This is a genomic window from Ruegeria sp. K7, from assembly GCF_056531785.1.
Genome location: NZ_JBQFMJ010000021.1, coordinates 1 through 26,737 on the forward strand (window position 1 = coordinate 1; position 26,737 = coordinate 26,737).

The following is a 26,737-nucleotide window of genomic DNA, read 5'->3' on the forward strand; positions in this document are numbered from 1 at the left end:
GTGCTCTGGGATATAAACCACCGGCCCCGGCAACCATCGTTCAATTGGACCAAAGGCCGGCCACGCACTAACAATCAACTTGGACCACACAAGTGGGGCTGATCACTACTTCAAATGCCGATGCCAGACGAAAGACTTGCAAGAAACCTTTGAAGAACCGATTGGCTGTAGGTTCGTTGACAATGCAAATTACCTGGCACCACTGCACACCCATTTTGCCCAATGCATCAAAAAATATCTGAAAATTGCGATAGCTTTTCGCTGTTTGGACCGTGCGTGCTAATTCTCAGGCGTTGTTAGCGTATGAGTTGAACATGGTAAGTTTAAGTAAATGGAAGCTGTTTCCGACCGAGAGGAGCCTCTGCCGGTATTTCTCCCTTGGCAATGTCTCGCCAACATCTATCCGAGCGTTTTTGGAAATAGCGGGACCAATATGCGCATTGGCAGCTTTGGTTGCCTTCAGCCTTTATAGGGCTTCCCCCGGGAACTATGCATCGGTCCTTATGTGAAACAATGTCTGACGTCAGCGCCTCCAATCCCGATGAAGAACCGGTAAAAGCCACACTTGGCACTTCCAACGACGGAAGCATTTATGCCGACGGCCGGGAGGACGATGATGCTGATGGAGAATCGGAGGGCGTAGATCAAACCCCTGATGGAGAAGCGTCCATCTGATATGTCGGACGAAGGCAGACGCGCTTGTCCGGTACTATGGCGGAAGCTACAGTCAAGGGACGGAGTGCAAATGGGAAAGCTCGGATGTCTGTTCAGGCCGGTTACCTGCTAATCGCCGATATTACTGGTTATACTGGGTATCTGACCCGGTCAGAGTTGGAACATGCCAACCCAATCATCCGTTCGTTGCTTGAGGCAATTGTAATAGAACTGAAGGACCCAATGAAGTTGGGGGGTCTCGAAGGTGACGCCGTTCTCGCTTATTCGAGTGGGCCGTTCCCCTCCGGCGAGACTTTCCTGAATATATGCGAAAGCCTTTATCGGGGGTTCGCCGAACGCCGTCGGAATATTGTGCAGAACACGACTTGTCCCTGCAATGCTTGTCGCAATGTAGCCGATCTCGATCTGAAGATCCTTGCGCATCACGGAAAATTTGAAGAACTTTCGATCGGGCCGGTGAAAGATATCTCCGGTGCTGACGTCATACTTGTGCATCGCATGGCGAAGACCGATGTGAAGGATGATACTGGTATCCGCAGTTACGCCCTATTCTCGGAAGACGCATTTCAGGCAATGGGCATCAAGTCTGAACTTATGCAGTATAGCGCTCAGTTCGAGCACTTTGGTGACGTACCCATGCGGGTCTATGATCTTGCTGCTGCTTGGCGACAATACCGGGAGATCGCCGGGCCCGTCCGCGTTACAGACGAGGATGCCGTTTTCACAACCCGGCACTTACTGAAGGCGCCTCCGGTAGTGGCCTGGGAAATGCTCACAGATCCCCAGCTCAAGATGCGCTGGATGATGTTGAAGGATGCCTATCGGGAAGGGGATGCGTCTCGAACGTCAGCTGGCGTCCGCCTGCACTGCATTCATGAAGCCGCTCATTTTCAGATGCTGATCGTCGATTGGAATCCGTTCGAATACGTGACTGATATCCTCCACAATTCATCCATCGAGGGTCTGACAAACCTGGAAACCTACGAGTTGGTCCCGGCAGAAGAAGGCACTGAGGTCGTGTTTCGGATGGGGCGGCTGACTGACGCCGACGGCCAACATCATCCCGCAGAGGAATCTGCAGTAATCGATCTGTTCGAGAATTTTTATCCGGTGGCCTTCGGTATTCTGGACGAAATGGCTTTGGAGCTTCATCAAAAGAAACAAGAGTAACGAAAATGGCTCCTAGGCAAATGTTAATGGGAGCCATCATTGTGAGGCGGCCGGACACTGTGCCCCCCGCTGAGTTGCCCGTCACCTGGCAGATCAGGAACAAGTTGCTATAAGAACTATTAAAATTGGCTTATGAATACACCCCCGATACGGGCCTCGAGTATCATGAGGGGGCCGACAATGGCGAGTTCCGGGCGCCAGCAGTGCCGAACGGATCATAGGCATTCGCAACCGGCATTTTGAGCTGCTTCATCTACAACGATCCGAATTGGAGTAGCCGTTAGGTCCAAGCACGCGACCGTTCGACATCCGGTAGTCCGGATGAACCCAGAGAGCACGAGCATAGTCGACCCCGCCCCACTTCACTCTTTCGGGTATCCAGCCCAATTCGTTCATTAAGTGAGTAATTCTGTTTGGGTTGGCCTTGAGCGTTTCGGCAAAAATGCGACGCAACTCTCCCTGCGGAACCGCGAACACCCCTTTCTCGGCAATGATCTCTTCCAGTTCCTGCTGTAGAACCTCGCCCGAGGCGGTATGCAGTCGTCTCATGATAGGAGTGTCTACGGCAGCCATATTCAGCGACCGAGGGTTAAACCCTTTCGACTTCTGTCTAGCCATCAGCGCATTGTAAAGGCGCGCTATGTTCTCAGGTTTGTTCATGTATTCGTAGAAGCGCGTCATGAAGGACTGGAAATCCTCATGGTCCGGTCCGGAAGCGTGGCCCGGGTGATTTGCATCGATCACATAGAACCGGCGGTCGTCTGGCTCAATCCAATGTGGGTAACCTTTTCAGCGCTTACTTCGATGCGAGGTTTCGGAAAATGATTGCGCAACGCAACAACAATGCCCGGACCTTGTACTTTACCAATCTGGAAAACGTGTCGTGACGTAGCTGGGGAGCCAGACTGAAAACAGCCGTTTCAGAGTGGATCTTAGTACAATGCCCACTGTTATTTTCGCGGGGCTTCCATCCATTGGAGAGTAGCCAATCGCTTGCCGTGTTTCGGTGATATTCCAGCGCATCCCCGGGTTATCTGACATTAGGTTCAGGACTGCGAAGGAAATATCCTTGGCATCTATTGCGGCGCGCATTCCGTTTAGAAAGTCCCGATCACTCAACCACATTTCCTGACCCCACCGGCCCATCGCCATATGTGTGCCGGGTTGGTTGTCGTGAGTCCATTGTGTCCAGCCGATGCGCAAGCAGATGATCGACAGTCCGTGATGCTCAGCAAAGTAGGCCCCTGTCCGTTCACAGAACAGCTTTGACATGCCGTAGGCGTTTACTGGTCCTGGTGGTGTCGTGCTTTTAAGCACATCATGCGTGAACCTTTTGTCGCCGTGGACCCAGTTGGAACTGGCAAGTACTACTCGTCTGACGCCCATGGCCGCCGCATGGTGATAGAGGGAAAGCGTTGCATCCATATTGTGTTTGATCGCGGAGGCCCAAGTGGCGGAGGGCTCTCGGTCTCCGGCAAGATGCACGATAACGTCGACTCCCTTTAGCAAACTGACCCAACTGCTGTCTTCGGACAGGTCTGCTGTGTGAATGTCGGGATGATCAACGGGACGGATGTCGATGCCAGAGACGGTGTAATCGGTGTCGCTTTCTATCGCGTTGAAGAGTTTGCGTCCGAGATGCCCGCCTGCGCCTGTAATCAAGACATGCATGACAGGAACTCCTTGTTGTTTGTGAGCCCCAATGGCATTTGGGTTGCATCTTCATCCGTCAAGACGCGGAACGTCTGCCGAAAACTCAGCGTTTCATTCGGTGCGAGCTTGCGTGCCGGGGAGTGCCACTCCGCTTCGCAATAGGCGTAGTCGGCTGAATTAAAGACCTCAAACGGATAGTCGTGTGCAAATTGATCGCCCTTTTGAGGTTCTGGTACCGAGCACATTAGCAACGGGGCATCAGCGCCGCACCGTATCAATGTACGACCGTTGGGGTTCGGTAGCCCGACCTTGAATTCCTGCTGTCTGTTGCAATCCAAGACAATGCCATTGCCGTGCGTAGTTATCATCCCTTCGGCAGAGCCAAAAATAGGATAAAATGCAGGGTCTTCCAATTCGACACCGACCTTGGTGGGGGTGTTAAGCATCATGACTGACCAAATGCCTGTCAGGCGCGAGGAGGTCCCATGGTTGACCACGATGTGTTCTATTTCCCAGCTTTCCGCGGAGGTCAGCGTGATGCGGCGCGACACTGACAATTGCGAGGTCGGGCATAATGCGCTGGTCATTTCGATACGAGTGCTGCTTCTTGAAGTGATCTGGTAAGAGCCGCTGTCCAACACGGGAAACGGAGCGCCGTTTACCCATGATGCATCCGGGGCGATCCAAGTCTTCTCGCCGCCCCAGAGCGGAAAACCAAATTGTGGAGAGCGTGTGGGCAGATCAGTAAGCTGGGTACTATCGACATCCAAACCGTTGAGATCCGCGTTTTGAAATAGGAGGGAGCGCCCTTGGAAGTTTACATCCCATAGGCGGCCCCCGATGCCGGGCAGGAGTGTCAGTTGCAGATCATTTTGCTGCAGGTGAAGAACGCTCCATCTGTCCGACATGTAACCCCCTCCTATCGGTTTCCCGGCGCGGTAGAATGCACCGGGACAATCGCTTAGGTGTGCTTGAACTGGACGACGTTCTCGGCAGTAATCGGCATAACCCCGGTTTCAACGCGCTCGGGTAGAGGATTGATGCCAGCCGCCTTCCAATCGGGCAAGACCTTCAGCGCGTCAGTGTTCTGCCAATGCATCATGTGGAAGGCGAGAAAGATCTCAAGATAGGATTTCTGAGCCACTGCGCCGTGAATTGTGCCGTCTTCGATATAGGGAAGCATATCATCATTTCGGTCCATCGCGACGATCTTGATGTCCTTTCGTCCCGCCTCATTGACTGCAATTGCCGCGCCTTTGCCGCTGTCGCCGTCCGTGCCGCCAATGCCAACAATATCAGGGTTCGCCTGAATTGCCTGAAGGTAGGCTGTCGGCGCATAGGACGGGTCGGCCTTGTCGTTGACGACGTCGACGACCTCGATATCTGGGTATTTCTCGGCAAAGATTTGTTTGTACCCTTCGACACGCTCCAATGTGGAAGGGGCAGGGAAAGTGCCGAGGATAACTTTGCCTTTACCGCCAATCGCTTGCGCCAGCATTTCGCCGCCGACTCGACCTGCCTGAACGCCGTTAATACCAAGGAATGTGGACCGGGGACTGTCGGGAATATCGCCAATACAACATGTGACTGGAATGCCAGCCTCCACCGCACGTTCAACGCCGGGTGCCAGAGTGGCTGGATCACCCGGGAAGATAAGGATGCCTGCGGGACGTCTTGCGATCAGTTCATCCAATTGGCGTGCTTGTGCGGCCGTGTCGAAATCCAACGGGCCCGTGAATGTGGCCTTGATGCCCATCAGTTCCTCAAGGTCTTCCATCGCATTTCGATAGTCCACCCAGAAAGGCACCTGCGTGACGATGGACAGGAACACATACTCCTTGCCGGCCGCTTGTGCCATGGCTTCTTTGGACAGCATGGGCAGTCCGAACGCTGCGGCCAATCCAGCGGTGGTGCCCGCTGTCAGCAGCCTGCGCCGATTCACATTCAATTCAGTCATCGTAGTCTCCCTGTTTTGGATCTTTGGTTGTTGTTGAGATTTGGAAAGCTTCGGGCTCAGCCCCGTTTGCTTCGGATCAGCATGTCCAAGGCGACCGCTGTAACGAGTACACCGCCGATGACGATCATCTGCCAGTAGATCGATACGGCCAGCATCGTCATGGTGTTGTTGATCAACGCGACGAAAACGACGCCGAGGAAAGCACCAAGAATAGTACCTTCCCCGCCGCGTAGGGATGCGCCACCGATGACAGCCGCAGCCAGAACCTGAAGTTCGATACCGTTGCCTGCCGTGGGCGTACCGCTCATCAGGCGGGACGCCAGCAATACACCCGCCAAAGCAGCCAGAATACCGGTCAGTGCGTACAGGATGATACGCACGCGTGTTACATGTATGCCTGACAACATCGCGGCCTTTTCATTGGCGCCGATGAAATAGACCTGACGGAAAAAGCGTGTATGGCGGACGGCTAGGTCAAACAGGACGACCAGCAGAATGGTGAACAAGACGATTACCGGAAAACCGCCTATGTCGGCCTTCCCGATCCAGGCAAATGATGCCGGCAGGCTTGAAACAGAAAAACCTTCGGTCAAGACAAGAGCGATGCCTCGCGCGATCGACATCGTGCCGAGGGTCGCGATAAGCGGATTGATCCCGAGTCCGGTCACCAGTAAACCGTTCACTACGCCGACAATTCCACCCAGCACTAATCCGCATACCACCGCAAGCGGAATTGGCATGCCAGTCAAAAGTAGCATGGCCACGACGGTAGAAGACAAAGCCATAACCGATCCAACGGAAAGATCGAACCCGCCGGATGCAAGTAGTATCGCCATACCGATCACGATGATCGCGGTGGGGGCCATGCCCACGGCCACGGCTCGAAAGTTCGAGAAGCTGAGGAAATAGGGATTAACGTTGGACATCACGATGATGATGGCGGCGATCAGAACGATCAGCGTCAGTTCACGAATATCGACAAAAGCTTGTAAAACACGGCGCAGCAGCGGACGCTTCATGGGCAAGTTGGCTTGAGCGGTCATGGTCACGTCGCGACTCCTGATTGATTGGTTTGGGGTGCGTCCACAATTGGAACGGAATTTCCGGCGGCCATTTGAAGAAGCGTGGTTTCGGTTGTCTCAGCGGCTGCGATGTCTCCCATGAGGCGACCGTCGTGGACGACAAGGATGCGGGTTGAGAGAGAGACAAGTTCGGGAAAATCGGATGACACGACGAGGATGGCCATTCCCTCGGCTGCTCGACGCAAAAGCTCCGTGTGGATTTGGAATTTGGCTCCGACGTCGACCCCTTTTGTGGGCTCCTCGATGATCAGAAGAGCTGGCGCGCGTTTGAGCCACTTGGCCAACATGATCTTTTGCTGATTGCCCCCTGATAGATCACCAACAAGTTCGTTAATCCCGCTGGTTTTGACACTGAAGGCGTCAATGGCTGCTTGGCTGGCTGCTTTGATCGAGCCCGAACGCATGAGCCCAGCAGACGAATGATCGGAAAGACTGGCCGCGATCAGGTTGTCGCTGAGTGATTGTTCCAGAAAGAGGCCTTCAGTCTTGCGTTCCTCGGGAACAAATCCGACCCCAGCACGCATCGCCTGCCGCAAGGACGCAAAGTTAACAGACTTGCCGTGAAGTCTGATCTCCCCGGTCTCGCCATGCATCAGCCCGACAATCGATCGAACGATCTCGCTGCGGCGAGCGCCCATCAACCCTGCCATCCCTACAATCTCTCCGGCTTTAATGGAGAAAGAAATATCTTCGAATTCACCTGGATGGGTTAGGTCTTGGACATGCAAAACCTCTTCGCCGTTAACCTTACCTGACCGCGTGACATCACCGGGGTGAGCGCCACCGATCATCTCGGCAACGACTTGTTCCTGAGAAGTTTCCGAAACCGGTAAAGTGCTGATGTGGTGCCCATCTCGCAAAACGGTAATGCGATCCGAGATCTGGAAAATCTCAGCCATATGGTGGCTGACATAGACGATGCCAATCCCTTTTTTTGTCAGGGACTTTAGGACATCGAATAGTGCGTCTACTTCGTCGGGTGCCAATGCCGACGTCGGTTCATCCAGCAAAAGGACGCGGGAATTCAACGACAACGCCTTGGCGATTTCAACAATCTGGCGGGAGCTGATCGGCAAGTTTTCCACGGGTGTTGAAACGTCGATATTCAGACCGAATTCCGCCAGCAACGCCTCCGCTCGACGGCGCAGTTCAGGCCAGTCAACTACACCAAACCGGGTGGGTACGCGGCCCGCGTAGATGTTTTCCGCAACAGAGAGCGCGCCAGCGAGGCTGAGCTCTTGGAAAACACAGCCGATGCCCAGGGATTGCGCATGCGACGGGCTTTCGACCCGCTGCTCCCTACCGTCGCACAGGATGCGCCCAGCAGAAGGTTGGTGAAGCCCATAAAACAGGCCGAGACAGGTGGATTTGCCAGCGCCGTTTTCCCCACAAAGCGCGTGAACTTCGCCGGGTCTCAATTCAAAGTCGACGCCATCCAAAACAATGTTCGTGCCGAAGCTTTTGCCAACCCGATCCAGCTGGATCAGTGGCTGTAGCCCCGGTGATTCAGGTTTCATTGCTGGCGTCATTCAAGCTTCCTCCCGCCTTTTGATTGGCATCTGATATCTCAGATGTCAACTGAAAAAGAAAAGACCGGGAGGTGCCCAAGAGAAAGGGGCGGCGCCGTTTTGGCCCGCCCCCGTCACAACAAAGCTACGTTTTTGCTAGGATGCGGTCGCTCCTTCGAGGACGATGGCGGCGCTTTTGTAGGCTTGTCTGGTGCGGTCAATATGCGCAGTGAGAAGAGATTTGATTTTGGCCATGTCGCCTTCGCGAACGGCAATAGCGATTTTCGAATGCTCATCGAAGGAAAGCTCAGTATGCTGTGGCAGCTTCGCCAAATGGGTCCGCAATGCGGCAATCTTACCGATGTATCGTGTATAGCTGGCCGTCAGATAATCGTTACCGGCATGTTCAAAAATCAACTGATGAAATGTGGTATCCAGTGAAAGGTAGCCCTTTTCATTGCCTCGCCCGCGTTCCTTCTCCATGTCCTTCACGACACGCTGCATGTCGTCGGCAAGACCTTCCGGGCTCCGCAACAACGCAAGTTCAAAGGCGGCAGTTTCGATAGCCTGTCTGAAATCGCAGATCTGAGTCACTTCCGGCTCAGACAGCGAAAAAACGCGTGCGCCTTTTTGAGGCTCGATACTGACCAACCCTTCGTCACGTAATTGAGCGAGTGCTTCGCGGACTGGCGATTTCGATACGCCCAGCTCTTCGGAGATTTTTCGCTCCGACAAAACCTGACCCATTTTCAGGGAGCCATCGATAATACTATTCCGCAAATGTTCCAGTGCGAGTTCACGCAAAGACTTGGGTCTCTCAAGCGCCATCTGAGGATATCTCCAAAAAAAGGTGTTGCCAGATGCAAGATATCTGATACACCAGATTAGGCAAGCTGGTATATCAGATATCAGAAGTTACTTGGGAGATCAAAAAAGTGCGCGCAGAGTTGGTCGTCGATTGTAAGAACCAGCACGGGGAAGGGATTTTCTGGAATCCCGCCGATGACCTTATCTGGTGGACCGATATCGAGGGCTGCGCGCTTTGGTCATTTGATCCTGCAACGTCAGAATCCGCATCTCATGAGATGCCAGAGCGTGTGTGTTGCTTTGCACCGCGTGCGTCTGGCGGACTGATCGTTGCTTATGCGGACCGAGTTGTCTTGCTGGATTCGCCCCAGAGCGAGGAAACCCTCGTGACGCGATTCGAGCCGAACAATCCGGAGACACGGCTGAACGATGGGCGAACCGATCGCCAGGGGCGATTGATTGTTGGAGGCATGAACGAAGTTTCTGGCAAGGCCGATTCGTCGGTCATCTGCGTCGATAAGGATTTGAGTGTACAGACGATCATCGAAGGAGTGTCTTGCGCCAATTCGACTTGCTTTACGTCCGACGGTACCACGATGTTCTTTGCTGATACTCCCGCTCGGGAAGTCGTCGCATTTGATTACGACACCCGCAGTGGAACCGTTTCGAACCGTCGGCAGCATGCTTCTTTCTATGATGAGCCTGGCTTGCCTGATGGGTCCTGTGTCGATGTCGAAGGGGGCGTTTGGAACGCCGAATGGGAAGGCCATCGCGTTGTTCGCGTCGCACCTGACGGCACGATAGACCGCGTGATCGAGGTGCCGGTCTGGAAGCCCACCTGTTGCGCTTTCGGTGGCCCTGATCTCGACGCGCTGTTCATCACGACCTCAAGGCTGATGAGTGACGAAGCAGCTTTAACAAAAGAACCGGAATCCGGCGGCCTCTTTGCTGTGAAGCCCGGCGTTCGTGGCGTGATCGACGCGCCATTCAAAGGATAACCAACGAAATTCTGGAGGAGAAAACTATGTTGAAAACGCTAATGAGCACTACGCTTACCGCGGGGTTCGCCACGTTGGCAACGGTCGCTCTGGCCGAAAACTATCCAGCGCCGGTTCCGCTTGAGGACGGGGCACAAGCGCCAATCGACGCGATAGAACCCAAAAACGAAACGTTCCGGATCGCGTATATGCCGCCGGCTACGGAGTTCAACTACTACATTGCCATTGGTGAAGGCATCAAAGCGGTTGCCGCTGAGGCCGGGGTGGAAGTCTTCATGCTTGCTCCCCAGTCCGGTGCGGACATCAACGGCCAAATGGGAATGATCCAGGATGTGCTGACGCAGGATGTGGATGCAATCATCTTTGGTACCCACGATGAATTTGCTGCCGCACCACTGCTGAAGCAAGCCGTCGACAAGGGCATGGCAGTTTTGATGATCAACTCGGACATCCCAAACTTCCCGACACCAATTCATGGCGTTGTCGGGTACTCCCAGCGCAACGGCACACATGCTATCGCTGATTGGGCCATTGAAACTTATGGCGATCAACCGTTGAAGGTCGGCATTATCGAAGGGCAGCCTGGCTATCACTCGACCGAACGTGTGGGCGGCTTCCTCGACGGTATCGAGGGCAACGAAAACTTCGACGTTGTGGTGTCTATTGACGGTAAATGGAACGTTGAGGGCGGCAACACTGCTGGTATGGACATCCTACAGTCGAACCCCGATCTCGACATGATCTTCGCGGCGAACGACTACATGATCATTGGGGCATCCTTTGCTGCGAAAGCACTCGGCCGCAATGATATCGTTCTTTTGGGTAATGATGGAGACACGTCTGGCCTTGAAGAGATTGCGGCTGGCAACATCACGGCAACCGTCAACACCTCACCGTTCTTAATGGGTAAAGCGGCTATGCACGCAACCATTGATGCGCTCAACGGGTCCTATCCCGGCGGCTGGATCGAAACGCCCACATCAATTGAAGACAAAGACGGTGCGATCAGCGTGCTGCAAGAGCCAGAAAAGCTCTTCCCGCAGCCGTCCAAAGAGTACTGAACTTTCTCCCCGCTTCCCGGTGGCGCGTCCGCGTGCTGCCGGGTCGCAATTCAACCGAGTTCCCCTTTTGTCGAGGCAATCGCAATGACACCCGCAACGCCACTTTGGGAATTTGTCGATATCACCAAGGCCTATCCTGGTGTATTGGCGAATGACAAAGTCTGCATCCGGCTTATGCCCGGTTCCATTCATGGGCTGCTGGGTGAAAACGGCTGTGGCAAATCGACCATGATCAAGACACTTTCCGGCGTGCAGCAACCCGATAGCGGTCAAATCCTGCACAATGGCAAGCCGGTCACGATCAGCGATCCGCAGGCGGCACGTGAGCTGGGCGTCGCAACAGTTTTTCAGGAATTCTCGATCGTGCCCACCTTGTCGGTTGGCGAAAACATCTTCCTTGGCAATATGCCTCGGTCTCGTTTTGGTGTGATCGACTGGGCCAAGGTTCACAACGAAGCCGCGCGCGTTTTAGCTGAAATGAATGTCGATGTTTCTCCCGAAACCATAACCGGATCGCTATCGGTCGGCGAGCAACAACTGGTCGAGATCGCGAAAGCGGTCGCTATGGACGCCCGCATGATCATCTTGGATGAGCCGACGGCGGCATTGGGTGAAGATGAAATCGAGCGCTTGCACCAGCTATTGCGCAATATGCGTGAGCGCGGCACCGCTATTCTCTATGTGTCGCACAGGCTAGATGAGGTTGAACGGATCGTTGATGAAGTTACGATCCTGCGCAACGGTAGTGTTGTGCGTGCAAGTGGCGAGACCAAGATCAACGTCTCTGAGATTGTCAGCGCAATGGTCGGTGAGGACATTGGTGAGCATTATCCTAAGGAGCAGAACGCGACCAAGGATATTGTGCTAGAGGCGGCGGGTCTGGCCACCAATTCGGGTGTGAAAGATGTATCGTTTTCGTTGCACCGGGGTGAAGTTCTGGGCTTGGGCGGCGTATTGGGCAGTGGCCGCACAGAAATCGCTCGCGCCCTGTTTGGGACAGACGAGCTGACGGGCGGACAGATAACACTTAACGGCAAGCCGGTTCGCTTCCGCCGCGAAATCGATGCGATCCGTGCTGGATTGGCCCTTGTTCCTGAGAACCGTAAGTTTGACGGGTTGTTCTTCAATTTCCGCGCAAGCGGGAACGTAACCGCAGCCTCCCTCGGCGGGCTTAGTCGGTTCGGCGTGTTGAATCTCAAGGCGGAAGAGCAAGCCACCCATGACCTGATCCGCGATTTGGAAATCTCGACCCAGGCCGAGGAAAAGACGGTCAACTTCTTGTCTGGTGGTAATCAGCAGAAGATCGTGATTGCACGCTGGCTGTTTTCAGCCTCGGACATCCTGATCCTTGATGAGCCAACGCAGGGGATCGATATCGGCGCTAAGATCGCTGTTTACAAGCTGATTAACAGGCTCACGCGGGAGGGGAAATCGATCATTCTGATCAGTTCAGACCACGATGAGTTGCTTGCCATGAGCGATCGGATTGCCGTCGTGCAGCACGGAACGATAATGCGCACGGTCGATGCATCCGACCTTACGCATGACGACCTTGTGCGCGCGTCCGCCGACACTCCTCAATCCAAGCCTAAGGAGGCTTTCGCATGAAGCGGATCTTTGACACCCAGTTGATCGGACCATTTGCAGCAATGGTGATCGTCGCACTGATCGTGGCACTTACGACCGAACGCTTCCTGAACCCGGGTAACCTTTCAAACCTGTCCCTACAGGTGAGCATCGTGGCCTTGATCGCAATCGGGTCTACTATCGTGATCTTCGCTGCGGGCATCGATCTGAGTTCCGGGTCTATGGTGGCTTTGCTGACCATGATCCTTGCGCAAATGTTGAAATTTGTTGGCATTCCACTGGTTCTGGCATTGCCACTCATTCTCCTCATGGGCGGATTGCTTGGTCTATTCATTGGGCTGATAACAGCCTATGGGCGTATCCCATCTTTCATCACAACATTGGCGGCGTTGATTGCCTTCAGGGGCCTTGCCCTGACCTTCAACAATGGGTCTCCGATCTTCTCGCTGGATCCGGCGCTGGAGCCAATCTTTTACGGCAAGCTGTTCGGCGTTCCGATGCCTTTCTTCTACCTCGTGTTCTTCTACGTCCTTGCCGCGTTCACTATGAACTTCACGAAACTCGGCCGCGAGATCTATGCCGTGGGTGGTAACCCATCCGCTGCCGTTCTGACGGGTATCAACGTACGTAAAGTTCAGACGACGACATTTGTCATCGCGGGTTTTATGACTGCGGTTGGTGCGATCCTGATGTCAGCGCGCCTCAACTCTGGTTCGCCCAACTATGGCCAGACGCTGGAACTGCAGGCCATTGCCGCTGCTGTTGTTGGCGGAGCCAGCCTTGCAGGCGGCCGCGGCAACATCCTCGCCACGCTGATGGGGGCGATGACAATCGTTATCGTCCAGAATGGTTTGAACCTAAACGCTGCGCCATCTTCGGTTCAGAACATCGTGTTGGGCCTGATCATTCTGTTGGCCGTTGGCATAGACATGTGGCGCGCGGAAATTTCGGGCTTGATGGGTCGAATGTTCGGCCGCCCTTCATCACAGCAGTCATCTAACGTTAAGAAGGAGGCCTGAGATGGATCTGGGGCTCAAAAATAAGCTGGTCCTGGTGACTGGCTCAGGTTCCGGCATCGGCAAAGCCACTGCCCGGGTCTATCTGGAAGAAGGCGCGCGGGTCATCGTGCATGGCCTGACCGAGGCGGAGGTGTCCGACTGCGTCGATGACCTGTCATCTCTGGGTGACGTTGAAGGCATTGCGGCCGATCTAACCAAGACGTCTGATGCGGAAACTCTGGCGGAGTTTGCGCGAGCGCGCGGGGCGGTGGATGTTCTTGTTAACAATGTCGGCATCTTCTCGGTTAAGCCGTTCGAGGATCTCACGGATGACGACTGGATGCACTATTTCAACATCAATGTCCTGTCCGCCGTTCGGATGAGCCGAATTTTCCTGCCTGACATGCTTGGCCGCGATAAGGGATCTATCATCAACATGGCCAGCGAAGCGGCAGTGAAGCCACTACCTCAGATGGTGCATTATTCTGTCACTAAAACTGCCATGTTAGGTCTGACACGTGGCATGGCAGAATTGACAAAGGGGACAAAAGTCCGGGTTAACTCGATCCTGCCTGGTCCAACCTGGACCGAAGGTGTCGAAGCCTATTTTGACGGCCTCGCCGATCAAAAGGGTGAGCCGCTCGACACGATCGTGGGCAATTACTTCAAATCAGATGAACCCACATCGCTCATACAGCGCTTTGTCCAACCAGACGAAGTCGCCCGCATGATCGTCACGATCTCTGCAAGTACAGCCTCCAATGGTTCTGCGCATCGGATCGAAGGCGGCATAGTTCGTAACATTCTTTAACTTCTAACTGGAGGAGCCCTACATGGCCGCTCTCACTTTCTCTCACATTGGCATCACAGTTCCCGACCTCGAAAAAGCCGTGGAGTTCTATTCCAAGGCATTCGGCCTGTACGTGCTGATGGAACCAACTGAAATCCTGCATGACGAAAGCGCCATCGGTCAGATGTGCGACGATGTATTTGGGGAAGGCTGGGGAAGCTTCCGCATCGCACATTTGTCGATGGGCGACGGTGTTGGCATCGAATTGTTTGAGTTCCCGAAGACCGTCGAAGAAGAACGCCCGTTTGAATATTGGCGGCGTGGCTTGTTTCATTTCTGCGTACAGGACGAGGATCTGGAAGGCCGCATCAAGGTTATCGAAGACCTGGGCGGGCGCCAGCGCATGAGCCAAGTGCGCAAGTATTACCCAGGTGAAAAGCCTTATCGCATGGTCTATATGGAAGACCCGTTTGGCAACATCTTCGAGCTCTATAGCCACTCGTACGAATTGACCTATTCGGCGGGTGCCTATGACTGATCGCGCCGACTTTTCCCCCAGAACGGACAAACCTAAGGTCGTGATAACCGATTACGACTTTGGTGATGTTGCCGTTGAGACGGAAATTCTGGAAGCCGCCGGAGCCGAGGTGATTGCGCTTCAGGCCAAACGCCAGGAAGACCTGTTTGATGTCGCGCCGCATTGCTCAGCGATGATGAATCAATATGCCCGGATCGGGAAGGAAACGATTGCGCGGATGCGAAACTGCGAGGTCATCGCGCGTTATGGCGTGGGCGTAGATATCGTGGATGTCGGCACGGCAACGGAAAAAGGCATCCTCGTTACCAACGTGCAAAACTATTGCACGGAGGAAGTCGCCGATCACGCGATTGCTCTTTGGCTGACCCTGGCGCGCAAGTTGCCCGACTATGATCGGGCCACTCATGCAGGGGTCTGGAAGTGGCAAAGCGGGCAGCCGGTCTACCGGTTGCGCGGGCGGACGATGGGTGTCGTCTCGCTGGGAAAAATAGGGCAAGCCATCGTAACGCGGGCGCAATCTTTCGGAGTTACGGTCATCGCCTACGATCCGTATTTGCCAAGAGAAGTCGCGGCAAAGATTGGGGTCGAGCTGGTGAGCAAGCCTGAATTGCTGGCAAGGTCCGACTATATCCTGATGCAGGCGCCGATGACGCCGAACACGCATCACTTTTTGTCGGATGCCGAATTCTCGGTCATGAAACCCGGTGCGATACTCGTGAACACTGGACGCGGACCAACGGTCGACAACAAAGCCCTGTTCCGGGCGCTGACCGAAGGCCATCTGGCTGCTGCAGGGCTCGACGACCCCGAAGAAGAGCCGGCCAAGCGCGCCAACTGGACACCTGATGACAACCCGCTGTTCACACTGCCCAACGTCCTCGTAACGCCGCATGCCGCCTACTATTCCGAGGAATCCATACACGCAGCGCGGGTTACCGCGGCCACGCAAGTGGCCAAGGTTCTGACAGGACAAAACCCCGACTACACAGTCAATGCCGAGGCATTGGCCGTATCTACCGCATAACAGGAGACAAGAATGCCAGACGTCAGCACAGACCTTAGGGTTTTCAATGATTTTGAAAGAAACCCGGAACTTCTCAAAAAATTCGACAAGGTGTTGGAGGCGTATTCTGCTGCTGCCATTTTTGCGGATGTGCAGTACCGAACAGGCGTGATGGACAGCGCCATCAAGCCCGCTTTCCGCGCCAAGGTGACAGGCCAGGCCGTGACGGTTCAGCTTTCAAAAGGCGATCTGGTCGACCCATTGCGAGCGCTTGAAATGGGACAACCCGGGGACGTGATCGTTGTGGACGCGGGTGGTGATCGTCAAACGTCAGTCTGCGGCGGTTTAATGGGTGGTCTGGCCAAGAATCGTGGCATTCGTGGTATGATCGTAGATGGCACTGGCCGTGACACAGATGAGTTGGAAGACATCAACTGGCCAATATGGACGCGCGCGATCACGCCGCGCGGAACGCACACGATGTTCTCGGAACGTAAAGAAGAACTTTCGATCAATGTGCCAATCGCCTGTGGGGGCGTCGTCGTAAACCCCGGTGATTTCATTGTAGCTGATCTTATGGGCGTCGTCGTGGTTCCACAGGAAATTGCCGAGGAAACCGTGCGCCTTGCTCAAGAGCAAGCTGACCGTGAGGAGGAAACCCGTAAATGGGTGGCCCAAGGCAAAACCGTTGAGGATCTGCTGAATGAATTCGGTCGCATCTGAGCCAGCGCTGATCGGCGTAGATTGGGGCACTTCATCGTTCCGTGCATTTCTAATTGGCGCGGAGGGCGAGGTGATCGAAGGGGTCTCGTCGCCTGAAGGTATCATGCAGGTTGCGGGGCAAACCTTTGACGCGGTCCTTGATCGTCTCATCGGCCCTTGGGTCGCAAAAGCTAACCTGCCGATCCTGGCATCTGGCATGATCACCAGCCGCAATGGCTGGGTAGAAACGCAATATGCCGAAATGCCTCTGGGTGCTGGCGGTCTTGCGCGAGCGTTGGTCCCGCACGAAGCGGCCAACGGAGCGCGTATTCATTTTGTGACAGGTGCTTCAACGGAACATGCCGGTGGACCTGACGTAATGCGCGGCGAGGAGACCCAGATCATCGGGGCATCTTCACTAGGCTTGAGCGAAGGTGTGTTCGTGATGCCGGGAACGCACAGCAAATGGGTTCAGGTTGCGGATGGGAAGATCGTGGATTTCTCGACCTACATGACCGGCGAGATTTTTTCGGCGCTGAAAGAACACACAATCCTTGGCACCTTGATGAAGGAGGACGTCTTCAGCGAAGACGCATTCGTGATGGGCGTCGAAGCGGGCCTCAGTGGTGAGTCGAACCTGCTGCACAGCCTGTTTCATGTTCGGACGCTTCCTCTCATGGGAAAAATCTCAAAGGTAGCTACGGCCGACTACTTGTCGGGCTTGTTGATCGGGACGGAGGTTGCTGCCGCGATCGGCGAATTAGAAGACGTTGGTTCGATCACAGTTGTTGGACGTAGCGATTTGTCCGACCGATACGAAATAGCGCTTCGAACTGCTGGTTTCGACAGCCGTCGCGCGCCTGATGATATCGTTGCGAAAGGGCATTTTCTGATTGCTCGCGCTGCGGGGTTGGTCGGATGATTGACCTCACTGCAGCTCTGGCTGAGAACCCGCTGATTGCGATTTTGCGGGGGCTGGCACCAGAAAATGCGCGCCCGGTATCTGATGTACTCTTCGATACCGGGTTTCGGATAATCGAAGTGCCGCTCAACTCACCGGACCCGCTGGAATCGATTACACAGATTGTTGCGAAACATGGTGCTCAAGCCATCGTTGGCGCTGGTACAGTGTTATCTGCGGATCAGGTCGCGGCGGTTGCAGATGCAGGCGGGCGGATCATTGTGTCGCCCAATATGAACCGAGATGTCGGGCGCGCGGCTGTCGCCCGTGATCTGTATTGGTGTCCAGGTGTCATGACCCCCTCCGAGGCCTTTATGGCATTGGATATCGGGGCATCGGTCCTTAAATTCTTTCCGGCGGAAATGGTGCCACCAGCTGCTATTGCGGCCATGCGCGCCGTATTGCCTGCAGACGCAGTGATCGCTGCTGTAGGGGGCATAACGCCAGACACGGTGGCGTCGTATCATGCCGCAGGTGCGGATGGATATGGGCTGGGCTCTGCACTTTTCAAACCGAGCTATACATTGGATGATATCGGCAAGCGCGCGCGCGCCTTCACCAGTGTATTGGAGGAACTTGGATGAAACAGGCCCTTGTAACGGGCGGTACGCGAGGGATCGGTGCGGGTGTTGCGCGGTCGTTGGCGGATGCAGGTTGGTCCGTCATTGCTGCATCCGCCTCCCAATCCGAATTGGATGCATTCGAGCCTCGAGACGGGATAAAGGTGCAGATCTTGGATGTCACCGACCAAGCTTCAATCAATGATGTATTCAGTGGACTCACGGGTCTGAATGCTTTGGTGAACTGCGCAGGTATTCTTCAGCGTGGCGAAGAATACGACATCGACGTATTCGCCAAGGTGCTCGATGTGAACCTGACCGGCACCATGCGCTGCTGTCTCGCCGCGCATCCTTTCTTAGCGGAAACAGGTGGGGCTATCGTCAATACGGCCTCTATGCTCAGCACTTTTGGTGGACCGTTGGTGCCGGCCTATTCCGCTTCCAAGGGCGGCGTGGCACAATTGACGAAGGCACTGGCAGGCCGCTGGGCCGAAGACGGTATCCGGGTCAATGCCATCGCGCCGGGCTGGATCGAGACAGAGATGACCCAGGGCCTTCGGGAAGACCCTGAACGAACAGCGGGGATCATGGCGCGTACGCCCATGAAACGCTGGGGGAAACCCGAAGAAGTCGGTGCGCTTGTGCAATGGCTTTTGAGTGAAAACGCCAGCTTTGTGACCGGGTCGGTCTATCCGGTCGATGGCGGCTATCTCGCTATGTGAGGAAAATCAATGAATGACCATGACACCGCCCGAATGCCCTATCAGTTGCCTTTCCCCAAGGATGCGCAAGACGAGATCGTGATCCCGAATGCCATGAGCGAGGACGACAGACTGTGGGTTCCGCAGGCAGAGAACGTCTGGTTCCGACCGCTCTGCCTGAACCGCTCGCAAGGTTATTGGATGAACCTTCTCAAAGTGCGCAAAGCTGGTGTTCTTTCGCGGCACCGCCATCCCCAGCCAGTCCATGGCTTCGTTTTGAAAGGGCGCTGGCATTATCTGGAACATGATTGGGTTGCAGAAGAAGGAGGATATGTCTTTGAGCCGCCGGGTGAGACTCATACTTTGGTCGTTCCCGACGATGTCGAAGAGATGGTTACCTATTTCCAGGTCAATGGCGTGATGTGCTATGTTGATCCGTGGGGCAAGGTCACTGGCTACGAAGATGTCTTTACTAAGATTGATCTGTGCCGAAAACATTTCGCGGAAGTCGGTCTTGGAGAAGATTACGTTGAACAATTCATCAGGTGATGCGCCGCGTTTCGCGCTCGTGGCCCATGATGCTCGAAAGGACGAAATCGTTGAATGGGTGGGTCTGCAATTGGCCCGCCTGTCCAGAGTACAAATCTTTTCGACAGGGACCACCGGCAGTCGCATTAAGCAAGCCTATCCAGAACTGGACGTGACCAGCCTGAAAAGTGGACCACTCGGAGGCGACCAACAGATCGGCGCTATGATCTGTGAAGAGAAACTGGATGCACTGGTTTTCTTTGTCGACCCTCTGTCGCCTATGCCACACGACGTCGACGTTAAGGCTCTGACCCGTCTCGCGACGGTATATGATCTGCCAATGGCATGTTCGCGCTCAACTGCGGATCTGATCGTGAAGGGACTGATTGACGGGGGTGACAACACGCTTCTCTGATACCCCGGACGCCGCAAGCGCCGATCAGTCAGTTATCAGAAGGTGCTCTCCCAGATTGCCGAGGTTTTCGCTGCCAAGCTGGCTCATGTTGGCCTCTATGTCAGCTTTTAGGATGTGAACGAGATGGTCGATCCCTCGTGCTCCGAACGCTGCAACGGCATATTGAAAGGCGCGTCCGACCATGACGAAATCTGCACCTTTCGCCAGGGCACGCATGATGTCCAATCCCCAGGCAACGCCAGAGTCGTAGATCAGTGGCACATTTGTTCCGACCGCCTCGCGGATGTTCGGGAGTTGGTCAATCACGGCGGGCCCGGCTTCGAATTGACGCCCGGAGTGGTTTGAGACCCAGATGCAATCCACGCCCTCGGCCACCATTTTTTGCGCGTCTTCCGGCCGCAGGACACCCTTGACGATCAAGTGACCCTCCCATTCCTGCCGTAGTTCGCGCAGGTAGTCCCAATCTGGAATCCCACGGATCAGAGCGCCTGCATGGGTAAAACTTTCTCGCCCGCGCGTGGGGACGTAATCGTCAAAGAACCGCATACGTGGCATGATGCCCTCGCGCAAATGCGCAAGGCACCAGGCGGGTCGTGACGCCATTTCAGTCAGCGTGCGCAGGTCAGCTTTTGGAGGCACGGTCAGGTTGGCGCGGCGTTGTCGTTCGCGCCGGCTTTCTTCTGGTACGTCCACCGTGATGATCAGCGTATGAAATCCCGCTGCCTTAATCCTGGGCAGCATCGCGCGGCGCAAATCGCTGGAGTTCACCGGGTAATGCTGAAACCATCCGTTTTTGCCAATGTAAGGTGCCACATCTTCCGGTGAAGCAACCGCCACGCTCGACAGCGAAAACGGAATGTTGTGAGCAACCGCTGCCTTTGCAAGCATCCGTTCTGCTCCCGCCCACATTAGGCCGGACATGCCTACCGGTGCTATCCCGAATGGCAGATCGTAAGTTTGACCCATCAATGTAGTCTGCAGGTCGGCCTTTGTTCGGCCGCATAGTACACGCGGCATGAATCCGATGGCATCAAGTGCGTCCCGGTTGACCTTCAACCCCAGCTCCCGGCCAGTCGCGCTGTCGAGGTATTCGAAAGCAAACTTCGGAATGCGCTTTTGCGCGGTTTGCCGAAGGTCTTCTATCGACGGGTGGGATAGGTCCAAATCCATCCGGGTCCTCTGGTTTTATCGTCTAATGTTTGTAGGCCCTCGGCCGGTCACCAAAGGGACGGCAAGGCCAAGGAAATTGCGGGCACATAGGTGATGAACATCAACAAGATCAGCATGCCTACAAAGAATGGCATGATCGCCCGGCTGAGGCTTTCGATGGAAACCTTCGAAATGCTGCTAGCCACGAACAGGTTTACTCCCAAAGGTGGTGTGCAAAACCCAATGGCCAAGTTGACCGTCAAGATGACACCAAAAACAATCGGATCGACACCCAGCGCGGTTGCAACCGGCAGCAGGATAGGTGTCATGATGATGATCGACGAAATCGTCTCCATGAACATTCCGATCACCAACAACAGCAGATTGATCAGCAACAAGATGATGATGGGGTTGTCGGACAGGCTGGTGATCGTTGTTGCGAGTTCTGTCGGGATTCTTGCGAGTGTGATCAGCCTGCCAAAGGCGGTCGCCATGATCACCAATATCAGAATAGTCCCGCTGGTCTTTGCACTGCCCGCCAATACCTCTGGCAGGTCCTTGAGGGAGATGTCTCCATAAACAAAGATCCCGATGAAGGCGGCATAAACCACTGCCACGGCTCCGGCTTCGGTAGGGGTGAAGATACCGCTGTAGATGCCCCCAAGGATAATCACAGGCACCAGTAGCGCCCAGATAGAAGAGCGGAAACTCTGCCAGACACCCGGACCTGAGAACGTAATCGTCGATTGGTGTACAACCTCGTCCTTTCGCAGCAGAACCCTAGCAACCAACATGAACATGAGGGCAAAAAGGATGCCAGGAACGACGCCTGCAAGAAACAGTTTGCCGATCGAAACCTCGGCAGTAACACCATAGATGATGAAGGGAATGCTTGGCGGGATCATTACACCGATCATTCCTGAGGATGCTGTCAATGCGCCGCTGAATTTGCGCGTATAGCCGACCTTTTCCATCTCTGGGATCATGTTCGACCCGATGGCGGCTACGGTCGCAGGAGATGAGCCGGATATGGCGGCAAAGAACACACAGGCGAGAACGTTCACATAAGCCAGCCCACCCCGGATATGACCAATCAGCGCATTGGCGAACCCAACCAGTCTACGAGACATTCCGCCGTGCTGCATCAGGTCGCCTGCCAAAATGAACAGAGGGACGGCAATTAGAGGAAACGAGTCCGCGCCTGTTACCACCGACCGTGCCAGAAGAACCATAGGTGGCGTGCCATCCACAAAGACCATCACGAACATAGTGGCTAAGCCCAAACAGATGCCAATTGGCACGCTGGAGAGCAACAGGGCAAAGAGCGTCAAGAAAAGCGTTGTCGCAAGCATGCCGGGTTCCTCACGCTTTGGTTCCTGCGATCAGACGCAGGGTTCGGATTAGATGTTGAGTGACGCGGATCGCAGACAGGCCCGCGCCAATCGGCGCCGAAGCATAAAGGATCGGAATTGGTAGTCCCAAAACGACCGACGTCTGGCTGGCCACAAAAGGCTGTCGGATAAGCTTGATGCATTCAATTGTCAGAACGACCAGAAATCCAAGGACAAGAAGCGCGATCACAACATCCGCGTAAAGCCGTGCCCGCTCGCTTAGGACATCACGCAGGACCGTGATCCGCACATGATCGCCAGTGTGGAAAGCATAGCTGACGCCAAGCCAGACAAACCATACAAATAGCCAAAGCGTTAGCTCTTCGCCCCATGAAAGAGAGGCATTCAGAATGTAGCGCATGAACACATTGCCAAAGATCAATAAGACAATCGCGGTCAAAAGTGCACTGGCTAAGACCTTTTCGGCATTCATATCGATCCATTTGATAACCGACACCGTTCACCTCCCGTTGAACGAAAGGGGCACCCGAACCTTCATTGCACGGGTGCCCGTATTGGCTGAGTAGTCCGAGGGTCAGCTTCCGCTCGCTGCGGAAACCGCTGCTACCCAGTCGTCATAGGCTTCGGCGCCAACCTCGTCGCGATACTGCAGACGGACGCTTTCGGTTTTGTCGGCAAAGGCCTGTCGCTGCTCTGCTGTCAGTTCCAGAACCTCGACACCAGCGGCCCGGATTTGTTCCAGCTGTGCTGCATCTTCGCTGGCGACCAACTCGGCCTGATAGTTACGTGCGGCAGCCATCGAGTCCCGCACCAGTTGCTGATGCTCTACGGACAGCGAGTCAAAGAACGGTTTGGAGATGACGGGCATATAGACGGCAAAGACATGGCCCGTGGTCGAAAGGTATTTCTGCACCTCGTAGAAACGCTGTGAGGTAATGATCGCCAGTGGGTTTTCCTGGCCGTCGATCACGCCTTGCTGGAGAGCAGAATAGACCTCACCAAAGTTCATTGGCGTCGGGTTGGCCCCGAGCGTTTCGAATGTCGCCACATGCGCCGGAACCTTCATGGTACGCAGTTTGACACCCTCGAGGTCTGCAGGGGTTGCAACCGGACGGACATTGTTGGTCACATTGCGTACACCCAATTCAAGCCAGCCAAGACCTACCAATCCCTGGTTTTCGACCCGTGCAAGCATGCCATCACCAGCATCACCATCAAGAACATCAAAGGCTATGTCTTTGGAGGAATACATGTAGGGCAGTTCAATTACTGCAAAAGCCGGATCCCAGCCCGCGAAGAAAGAGGAAGGAGGAATTGCCATTTCCAGAACGCCGGTTTGAACACCTTCGATCATCTCGCGATCAGGGCCCATCTGCGATGAAGGGAATATCTGTACGTCGATCTCACCATTCGAGCCAGCTTCGACCAGTTCTTCAAATTTCAGTAGTGCGCGATGCATATGAAACGATTCTGCTGCGCCATGCCCAACCTTAATGACTGTTTCAGCGGATGCTGCAAAAGCAAGCCCGGCTGACATGACGACGCCAAGCGCCAATGTTGATTTCTTGAACAAGGTATCCTCCCATGGATTTAGTTATTTTCGATCTATTATCTGAGATATCAGATATAATATAGAAATCAAGCTCACATGTGGTATTGTGTTAGAGAGACGAAATAGGACAAAGTGAAAATGACCGAGATCTTGCAGATTAAGCGACCGGATTCGTTGAGTAAAACTGCTGAAGAGCACATACGAAAAGGCATTATCAATGGCACGTTTCAATTGGGTGAATCGTTGCCGGAAGTGAAGCTGTCAAATGCCATGGGCATTAGCAAAACTCCGATTCGCGAAGCTCTGTCAGCTTTGAATCTTCAGGGGCTCGTTCAGATATTTCCTCATCGAGGAGCCTTTGTATTCTCTCTTTCTCAAGAGGACGTGGTGCAGCTTTGTCAGTATAGGCTCATCCTAGAATCTGCAGCTTTGGAGCAGGCGCTTGAAAAGAACCCGTCGGTTCTGATCAATGAGCTGGCTACAAATGTTTCGAAGATGTCAGAAGCGCAGGAAGCGGATGAATTCGAGCAGTACTTGGAACTTGACGCCGAGTTTCACGACGCGTTTTTCAGGTCCTGCGGAAACAGTTACCTGCGGGATGGATATCAAAAAGTCAGTGATATCGTCCAAACTATGCGGACGCATCTGTCCAAGCGTTCCGATCGAACGACGAAATCATTTAAGGAACATCAAGCGATCACATCGCTACTCGGCGAGGGTAAAGTAAAAGCAGCAGTGAACACGCTCAAACGGCAAATTACTCGCGGTGAGCGATCTTATTCTGATTTGGTTGGTCTGAAGCAAGCATAGGCGTCCTGCCATCTGGGTCTTGTCAGATTAACTTTGCTTGAGCGGGGCAGAGCGGTTGCGTAGCTTTTGTCCATGACCAAACCTTCTTTTTTCAGATACTTTAAACCCAGTCCCGAGATCATCCGCATTGCTGTAATGCTGTACATCCGTTTCCCACTATCGCTTCGGAATGTGAAAGCTCTGAAAGATGACCAGGTGGATGCCCTTAGGCGTCCGATTTGGGCTCAACGCAGTCACCTGACGTATTTACTCAGATGACCGAAAAGCGGCCTTGAGCGGACGTTCACCCCCTAAAACTCGGAGTTTCGAATAGGAACGACCGCTATAACCAAAAGCGGTCGCTCTCCTAAATCTTGGCAACGACCGGCTTGCGGACCTAACGGGCATTCGTCTTATTGGCGGCAATGACTGCAGTCAGCCCGAAGCGGACATTGGCGACGAAACTTAGCAATACCATTTAAGCAACTTTGCTGTGTATTGCATGTCCAAGTCGAACAACAAATTTTGACATAAGCGCCCGATGGCATCAGGCATCCATCATATGCTCGACCAACGAGGTCAATTGTTTGTCATCATATCCATCCTCCCACGCCGCTCTTGTACGGTCATGCATAATTCGGATTTGCCCCTAGACGCTATGAAGCAAACTATCCGAGCCGCATTTTTGTCCAGAATTTAAGAAGCCAATCTTTTCCTCGCTCTGTCTCATGAGCCAATCGGTCTTAGTGTCGCCGTTCGCGCCATTACATCTACGACTGGAGGCAGCCCAAAGCGGAGCTGTCGTTCTAAAAGTAGGGATTGGCCGCTAGCGCGCAATGAATATGTGGCAATGAAAGATCGACCAAGTAGACGACGGGTCCGTTCGGGCCGCCAAATCCTTTCTTGATAAAAGCCTCAACAAAAAGGTACGCGAAGGGGTCGGTAAATCCGGCCCATTATTCCGTCTTGTTCAAATCGCCAGTTGTCAGGATCGCGCCGGCCTGAAGATCTTCGGCGTCCAGCATCGTTGCAACCCTTTCGAGCGCGGCAACAAGCATTGCCTGCTCCCAGTCCTCCATCTGCTTGAACCGTTGCACATAGAGCTGTTGCAGGGGATCAGGGGCGTCCTCAAGAGTTTGCCGCCCTTGATCCGTGATCAGGATATTGGTCTGCCGTCGGTCGGTCATGGATTTCTCGCGCACAACCATGCCGCCCGAAACCAGCTTGTCCACCAGCGCTGTGACAGTGGCCTGGCTGACATGCATACGCATTGAAATTGCTTTGGCCGTGGTTTGCCCGGTCTCGCCAATCACTTGCAGCACACGAAGCTGGACCGCGGTCAGCCCGGCGGATTGCGCCAGTTCCCGGCCGGACATCTCGGTGGCGCGCAGGATTCGGCGCAGGGCGACAAGGCTGCTGTCGATACGATCCATGTATCTACTCCGCATTCGAATGGAGTGAGATTGTCAAAATTGTATTGATTGCTCAAGCGTTAACGGAGCGCAATATAATTAGCCTTACAAATTAAAATATCGCAAAAATAGGTATATTTATGACGTTTCGGTAGAATTTTGCTTCGCCTTTTGAAGTTTTGATGCCGCTGTGTTACTTAGCTAATCAAAGTTTATTGATGGAGCAGTACATGCAGCATTCTTTGGAGTTGTTCGAACAACCTATTCCGGTTTTGCGTCCCTCTTTGCCGGAAGACGGTGCAGCTGTGTCTTTGCTGGCCAGTACCGGGGATCAGCAAGCTATTGGTGATCTGCTTGGTGAACTGGCGGCGTTTGATGACTACAAAGAATTCTCGGTTATTGCAGAACTGGATGGAGACCTGGTTGGCGCGATACTGGCTTATGTTCTGCCATATGACCCGGAAACCCTGTTTATCTGGCGGGTCGGCGTTTCAGAGGGTGAGGCGGACAAGGGTCTTGCGTCGCTGATGCTGGGGCAGGTGATGCGTGGGGACGTCTGCACCGATGTCACCCGTGTTCAGACTGTGATTACGTCCAGCGACGAGTGCACCTGGGCTTTGTTCCGCAGGTTTGCGCGGTGGCAGCGGTCCCGGATGGATATCCAACCCTTCATCACGCAGGCGCTGACCCCATATCGCCGTCATGAAAACAGCAATCTTGTGACGATCCGTCTTGCGGATCGTAGCGAACTCGCGGCCTGACCGCGCCACAACATTTTCAACCAAAGTG

Annotated in this window: 29 protein-coding genes and 1 pseudogene; 18 read left to right on the forward strand and 12 right to left on the reverse strand. The window is 54.2% G+C overall.

Annotated elements, in window-relative coordinates:
• The first annotated feature begins 513 nt into the window (after positions 1–513).
• A complete protein-coding gene (locus ACR0FE_RS21880; protein WP_170617626.1) occupies positions 514–675 on the forward strand; it encodes a hypothetical protein in 162 nt (53 codons plus the stop codon).
• 84 nt (positions 676–759) lie between these two features.
• Positions 760–1,845: a DUF2652 domain-containing protein gene (locus ACR0FE_RS21885; protein WP_170617628.1), complete on the forward strand. Its 1,086-nt coding sequence runs from the start codon at positions 760–762 to the stop codon at positions 1,843–1,845.
• A 249-nt stretch (positions 1,846–2,094) separates the two neighbouring features.
• Here ACR0FE_RS21885 and ACR0FE_RS21890 read toward each other — a convergent pair whose 3' ends face one another.
• The 7 genes from ACR0FE_RS21890 to ACR0FE_RS21920 form a co-directional block, all read right to left on the reverse strand.
• A complete protein-coding gene (locus tag ACR0FE_RS21890; protein ID WP_480915269.1) occupies positions 2,095–2,526 on the reverse strand; it encodes a hypothetical protein in 432 nt (143 codons plus the stop codon).
• A 180-nt stretch (positions 2,527–2,706) separates the two neighbouring features.
• Positions 2,707–3,516, reverse strand: a complete 810-nt coding sequence (locus ACR0FE_RS21895; protein WP_480915271.1) for an NAD-dependent epimerase/dehydratase family protein — start codon at positions 3,514–3,516, stop codon at positions 2,707–2,709.
• Positions 3,504–4,406, reverse strand: coding sequence for a hypothetical protein (locus tag ACR0FE_RS21900; protein ID WP_170614893.1), 903 nt, complete (start codon positions 4,404–4,406; stop codon positions 3,504–3,506). Before ACR0FE_RS21900 ends, ACR0FE_RS21895 begins: the two co-directional genes overlap by 13 nt.
• Before the next feature lie 53 nt (positions 4,407–4,459).
• Positions 4,460–5,455 (reverse strand): substrate-binding domain-containing protein, encoded by a 996-nt coding sequence (locus tag ACR0FE_RS21905; RefSeq protein WP_010437236.1) that lies wholly within the window; start codon positions 5,453–5,455, stop codon positions 4,460–4,462.
• Positions 5,456–5,511: 56 nt separating this feature from the next.
• Positions 5,512–6,498 (reverse strand): ABC transporter permease, encoded by a 987-nt coding sequence (locus ACR0FE_RS21910; RefSeq protein ID WP_174818509.1) that lies wholly within the window; start codon positions 6,496–6,498, stop codon positions 5,512–5,514.
• A 2-nt stretch (positions 6,499–6,500) separates the two neighbouring features.
• On the reverse strand, positions 6,501–7,976 hold the full coding sequence (locus tag ACR0FE_RS21915; RefSeq protein WP_480915273.1) for a sugar ABC transporter ATP-binding protein: 1,476 nt from the start codon (positions 7,974–7,976) through the stop codon (positions 6,501–6,503).
• 225 nt (positions 7,977–8,201) lie between these two features.
• Complete coding sequence (locus tag ACR0FE_RS21920) at positions 8,202–8,873, reverse strand: GntR family transcriptional regulator (RefSeq protein ID WP_480915275.1); 672 nt, start codon at positions 8,871–8,873, stop codon at positions 8,202–8,204.
• A 107-nt stretch (positions 8,874–8,980) separates the two neighbouring features.
• Here ACR0FE_RS21920 and ACR0FE_RS21925 point away from each other — a divergent pair, with 107 nt between their 5' ends.
• The 13 genes from ACR0FE_RS21925 (at position 8,981) to ACR0FE_RS21985 (ending at position 19,694) form a co-directional block, all read left to right on the forward strand.
• Complete coding sequence (locus ACR0FE_RS21925; RefSeq protein WP_480915277.1) at positions 8,981–9,850, forward strand: SMP-30/gluconolactonase/LRE family protein; 870 nt, start codon at positions 8,981–8,983, stop codon at positions 9,848–9,850.
• Between the two features lie 41 nt (positions 9,851–9,891).
• Positions 9,892–10,911, forward strand: coding sequence for a sugar ABC transporter substrate-binding protein (locus tag ACR0FE_RS21930; protein WP_480714485.1), 1,020 nt, complete (start codon positions 9,892–9,894; stop codon positions 10,909–10,911).
• Positions 10,912–10,995: 84 nt separating this feature from the next.
• A complete protein-coding gene (locus ACR0FE_RS21935) occupies positions 10,996–12,519 on the forward strand; it encodes a sugar ABC transporter ATP-binding protein (protein WP_480915279.1) in 1,524 nt (507 codons plus the stop codon).
• Positions 12,516–13,517: an ABC transporter permease gene (locus ACR0FE_RS21940; RefSeq protein WP_170614886.1), complete on the forward strand. Its 1,002-nt coding sequence runs from the start codon at positions 12,516–12,518 to the stop codon at positions 13,515–13,517. The genes ACR0FE_RS21935 and ACR0FE_RS21940 overlap by 4 nt, the downstream gene beginning before the upstream one ends.
• A gap of 1 nt (position 13,518) precedes the next feature.
• On the forward strand, positions 13,519–14,307 hold the full coding sequence (locus ACR0FE_RS21945; protein WP_170614885.1) for an SDR family NAD(P)-dependent oxidoreductase: 789 nt from the start codon (positions 13,519–13,521) through the stop codon (positions 14,305–14,307).
• Positions 14,308–14,329: 22 nt separating this feature from the next.
• Entirely contained in the window at positions 14,330–14,824 is a 495-nt protein-coding gene (locus tag ACR0FE_RS21950; protein ID WP_108861949.1) for a lactoylglutathione lyase family protein, read from the forward strand.
• Positions 14,817–15,848, forward strand: a complete 1,032-nt coding sequence (locus ACR0FE_RS21955; RefSeq protein WP_170614884.1) for a C-terminal binding protein — start codon at positions 14,817–14,819, stop codon at positions 15,846–15,848. The genes ACR0FE_RS21950 and ACR0FE_RS21955 overlap by 8 nt, the downstream gene beginning before the upstream one ends.
• Positions 15,849–15,860: 12 nt before the next feature.
• Complete coding sequence (locus ACR0FE_RS21960; RefSeq protein WP_108861947.1) at positions 15,861–16,550, forward strand: RraA family protein; 690 nt, start codon at positions 15,861–15,863, stop codon at positions 16,548–16,550.
• On the forward strand, positions 16,531–17,451 hold the full coding sequence (locus tag ACR0FE_RS21965; RefSeq protein ID WP_170614883.1) for a 2-dehydro-3-deoxygalactonokinase: 921 nt from the start codon (positions 16,531–16,533) through the stop codon (positions 17,449–17,451). The genes ACR0FE_RS21960 and ACR0FE_RS21965 overlap by 20 nt, the downstream gene beginning before the upstream one ends.
• Positions 17,448–18,074 carry a 2-dehydro-3-deoxy-6-phosphogalactonate aldolase gene (locus ACR0FE_RS21970; RefSeq protein WP_170614882.1) on the forward strand — a complete coding sequence of 209 codons (627 nt, stop codon included), beginning with the start codon at positions 17,448–17,450 and terminating at the stop codon, positions 18,072–18,074. Before ACR0FE_RS21965 ends, ACR0FE_RS21970 begins: the two co-directional genes overlap by 4 nt.
• Positions 18,071–18,772, forward strand: a complete 702-nt coding sequence (locus ACR0FE_RS21975; RefSeq protein ID WP_170816179.1) for an SDR family oxidoreductase — start codon at positions 18,071–18,073, stop codon at positions 18,770–18,772. The genes ACR0FE_RS21970 and ACR0FE_RS21975 overlap by 4 nt, the downstream gene beginning before the upstream one ends.
• A 9-nt stretch (positions 18,773–18,781) precedes the next feature.
• Positions 18,782–19,300 (forward strand): 2,4'-dihydroxyacetophenone dioxygenase family protein, encoded by a 519-nt coding sequence (locus ACR0FE_RS21980; protein WP_170357704.1) that lies wholly within the window; start codon positions 18,782–18,784, stop codon positions 19,298–19,300.
• Positions 19,281–19,694 (forward strand): methylglyoxal synthase, encoded by a 414-nt coding sequence (locus tag ACR0FE_RS21985; RefSeq protein WP_170614880.1) that lies wholly within the window; start codon positions 19,281–19,283, stop codon positions 19,692–19,694. The genes ACR0FE_RS21980 and ACR0FE_RS21985 overlap by 20 nt, the downstream gene beginning before the upstream one ends.
• A 24-nt stretch (positions 19,695–19,718) precedes the next feature.
• Here ACR0FE_RS21985 and ACR0FE_RS21990 read toward each other — a convergent pair whose 3' ends face one another.
• The 4 genes from ACR0FE_RS21990 to ACR0FE_RS22005 form a co-directional block, all read right to left on the reverse strand.
• The gene (locus ACR0FE_RS21990; protein WP_170614879.1) at positions 19,719–20,864 is read right to left on the reverse strand and encodes an alpha-hydroxy acid oxidase; all 1,146 of its coding nucleotides are present in this window, start codon (positions 20,862–20,864) and stop codon (positions 19,719–19,721) included.
• 47 nt (positions 20,865–20,911) lie between these two features.
• Positions 20,912–22,174, reverse strand: a complete 1,263-nt coding sequence (locus ACR0FE_RS21995; RefSeq protein ID WP_480915284.1) for a TRAP transporter large permease — start codon at positions 22,172–22,174, stop codon at positions 20,912–20,914.
• 31 nt (positions 22,175–22,205) lie between these two features.
• A complete protein-coding gene (locus ACR0FE_RS22000) occupies positions 22,206–22,691 on the reverse strand; it encodes a TRAP transporter small permease (RefSeq protein ID WP_170816177.1) in 486 nt (161 codons plus the stop codon).
• A 78-nt stretch (positions 22,692–22,769) separates the two neighbouring features.
• A complete protein-coding gene (locus ACR0FE_RS22005; RefSeq protein ID WP_480915286.1) occupies positions 22,770–23,768 on the reverse strand; it encodes a TRAP transporter substrate-binding protein in 999 nt (332 codons plus the stop codon).
• A 117-nt stretch (positions 23,769–23,885) separates the two neighbouring features.
• On the opposite strand from ACR0FE_RS22005, the gene ACR0FE_RS22010 reads away from it, so the two are divergent.
• Both ACR0FE_RS22010 and ACR0FE_RS22015 read left to right on the forward strand, forming a co-directional pair.
• On the forward strand, positions 23,886–24,557 hold the full coding sequence (locus tag ACR0FE_RS22010) for a GntR family transcriptional regulator (RefSeq protein WP_480915288.1): 672 nt from the start codon (positions 23,886–23,888) through the stop codon (positions 24,555–24,557).
• Positions 24,558–24,629: 72 nt separating this feature from the next.
• Positions 24,630–24,740: pseudogene (locus tag ACR0FE_RS22015) on the forward strand (IS6 family transposase); the annotation flags it as partial.
• Positions 24,741–25,492: 752 nt separating this feature from the next.
• Here ACR0FE_RS22015 and ACR0FE_RS22020 read toward each other — a convergent pair.
• Positions 25,493–25,969, reverse strand: a complete 477-nt coding sequence (locus tag ACR0FE_RS22020; protein ID WP_480655986.1) for a MarR family winged helix-turn-helix transcriptional regulator — start codon at positions 25,967–25,969, stop codon at positions 25,493–25,495.
• Positions 25,970–26,178: 209 nt separating this feature from the next.
• Here ACR0FE_RS22020 and ACR0FE_RS22025 point away from each other — a divergent pair, with 209 nt between their 5' ends.
• Positions 26,179–26,709, forward strand: coding sequence for a GNAT family N-acetyltransferase (locus tag ACR0FE_RS22025; RefSeq protein WP_480915290.1), 531 nt, complete (start codon positions 26,179–26,181; stop codon positions 26,707–26,709).
• Positions 26,710–26,737 lie beyond the last annotated feature (28 nt).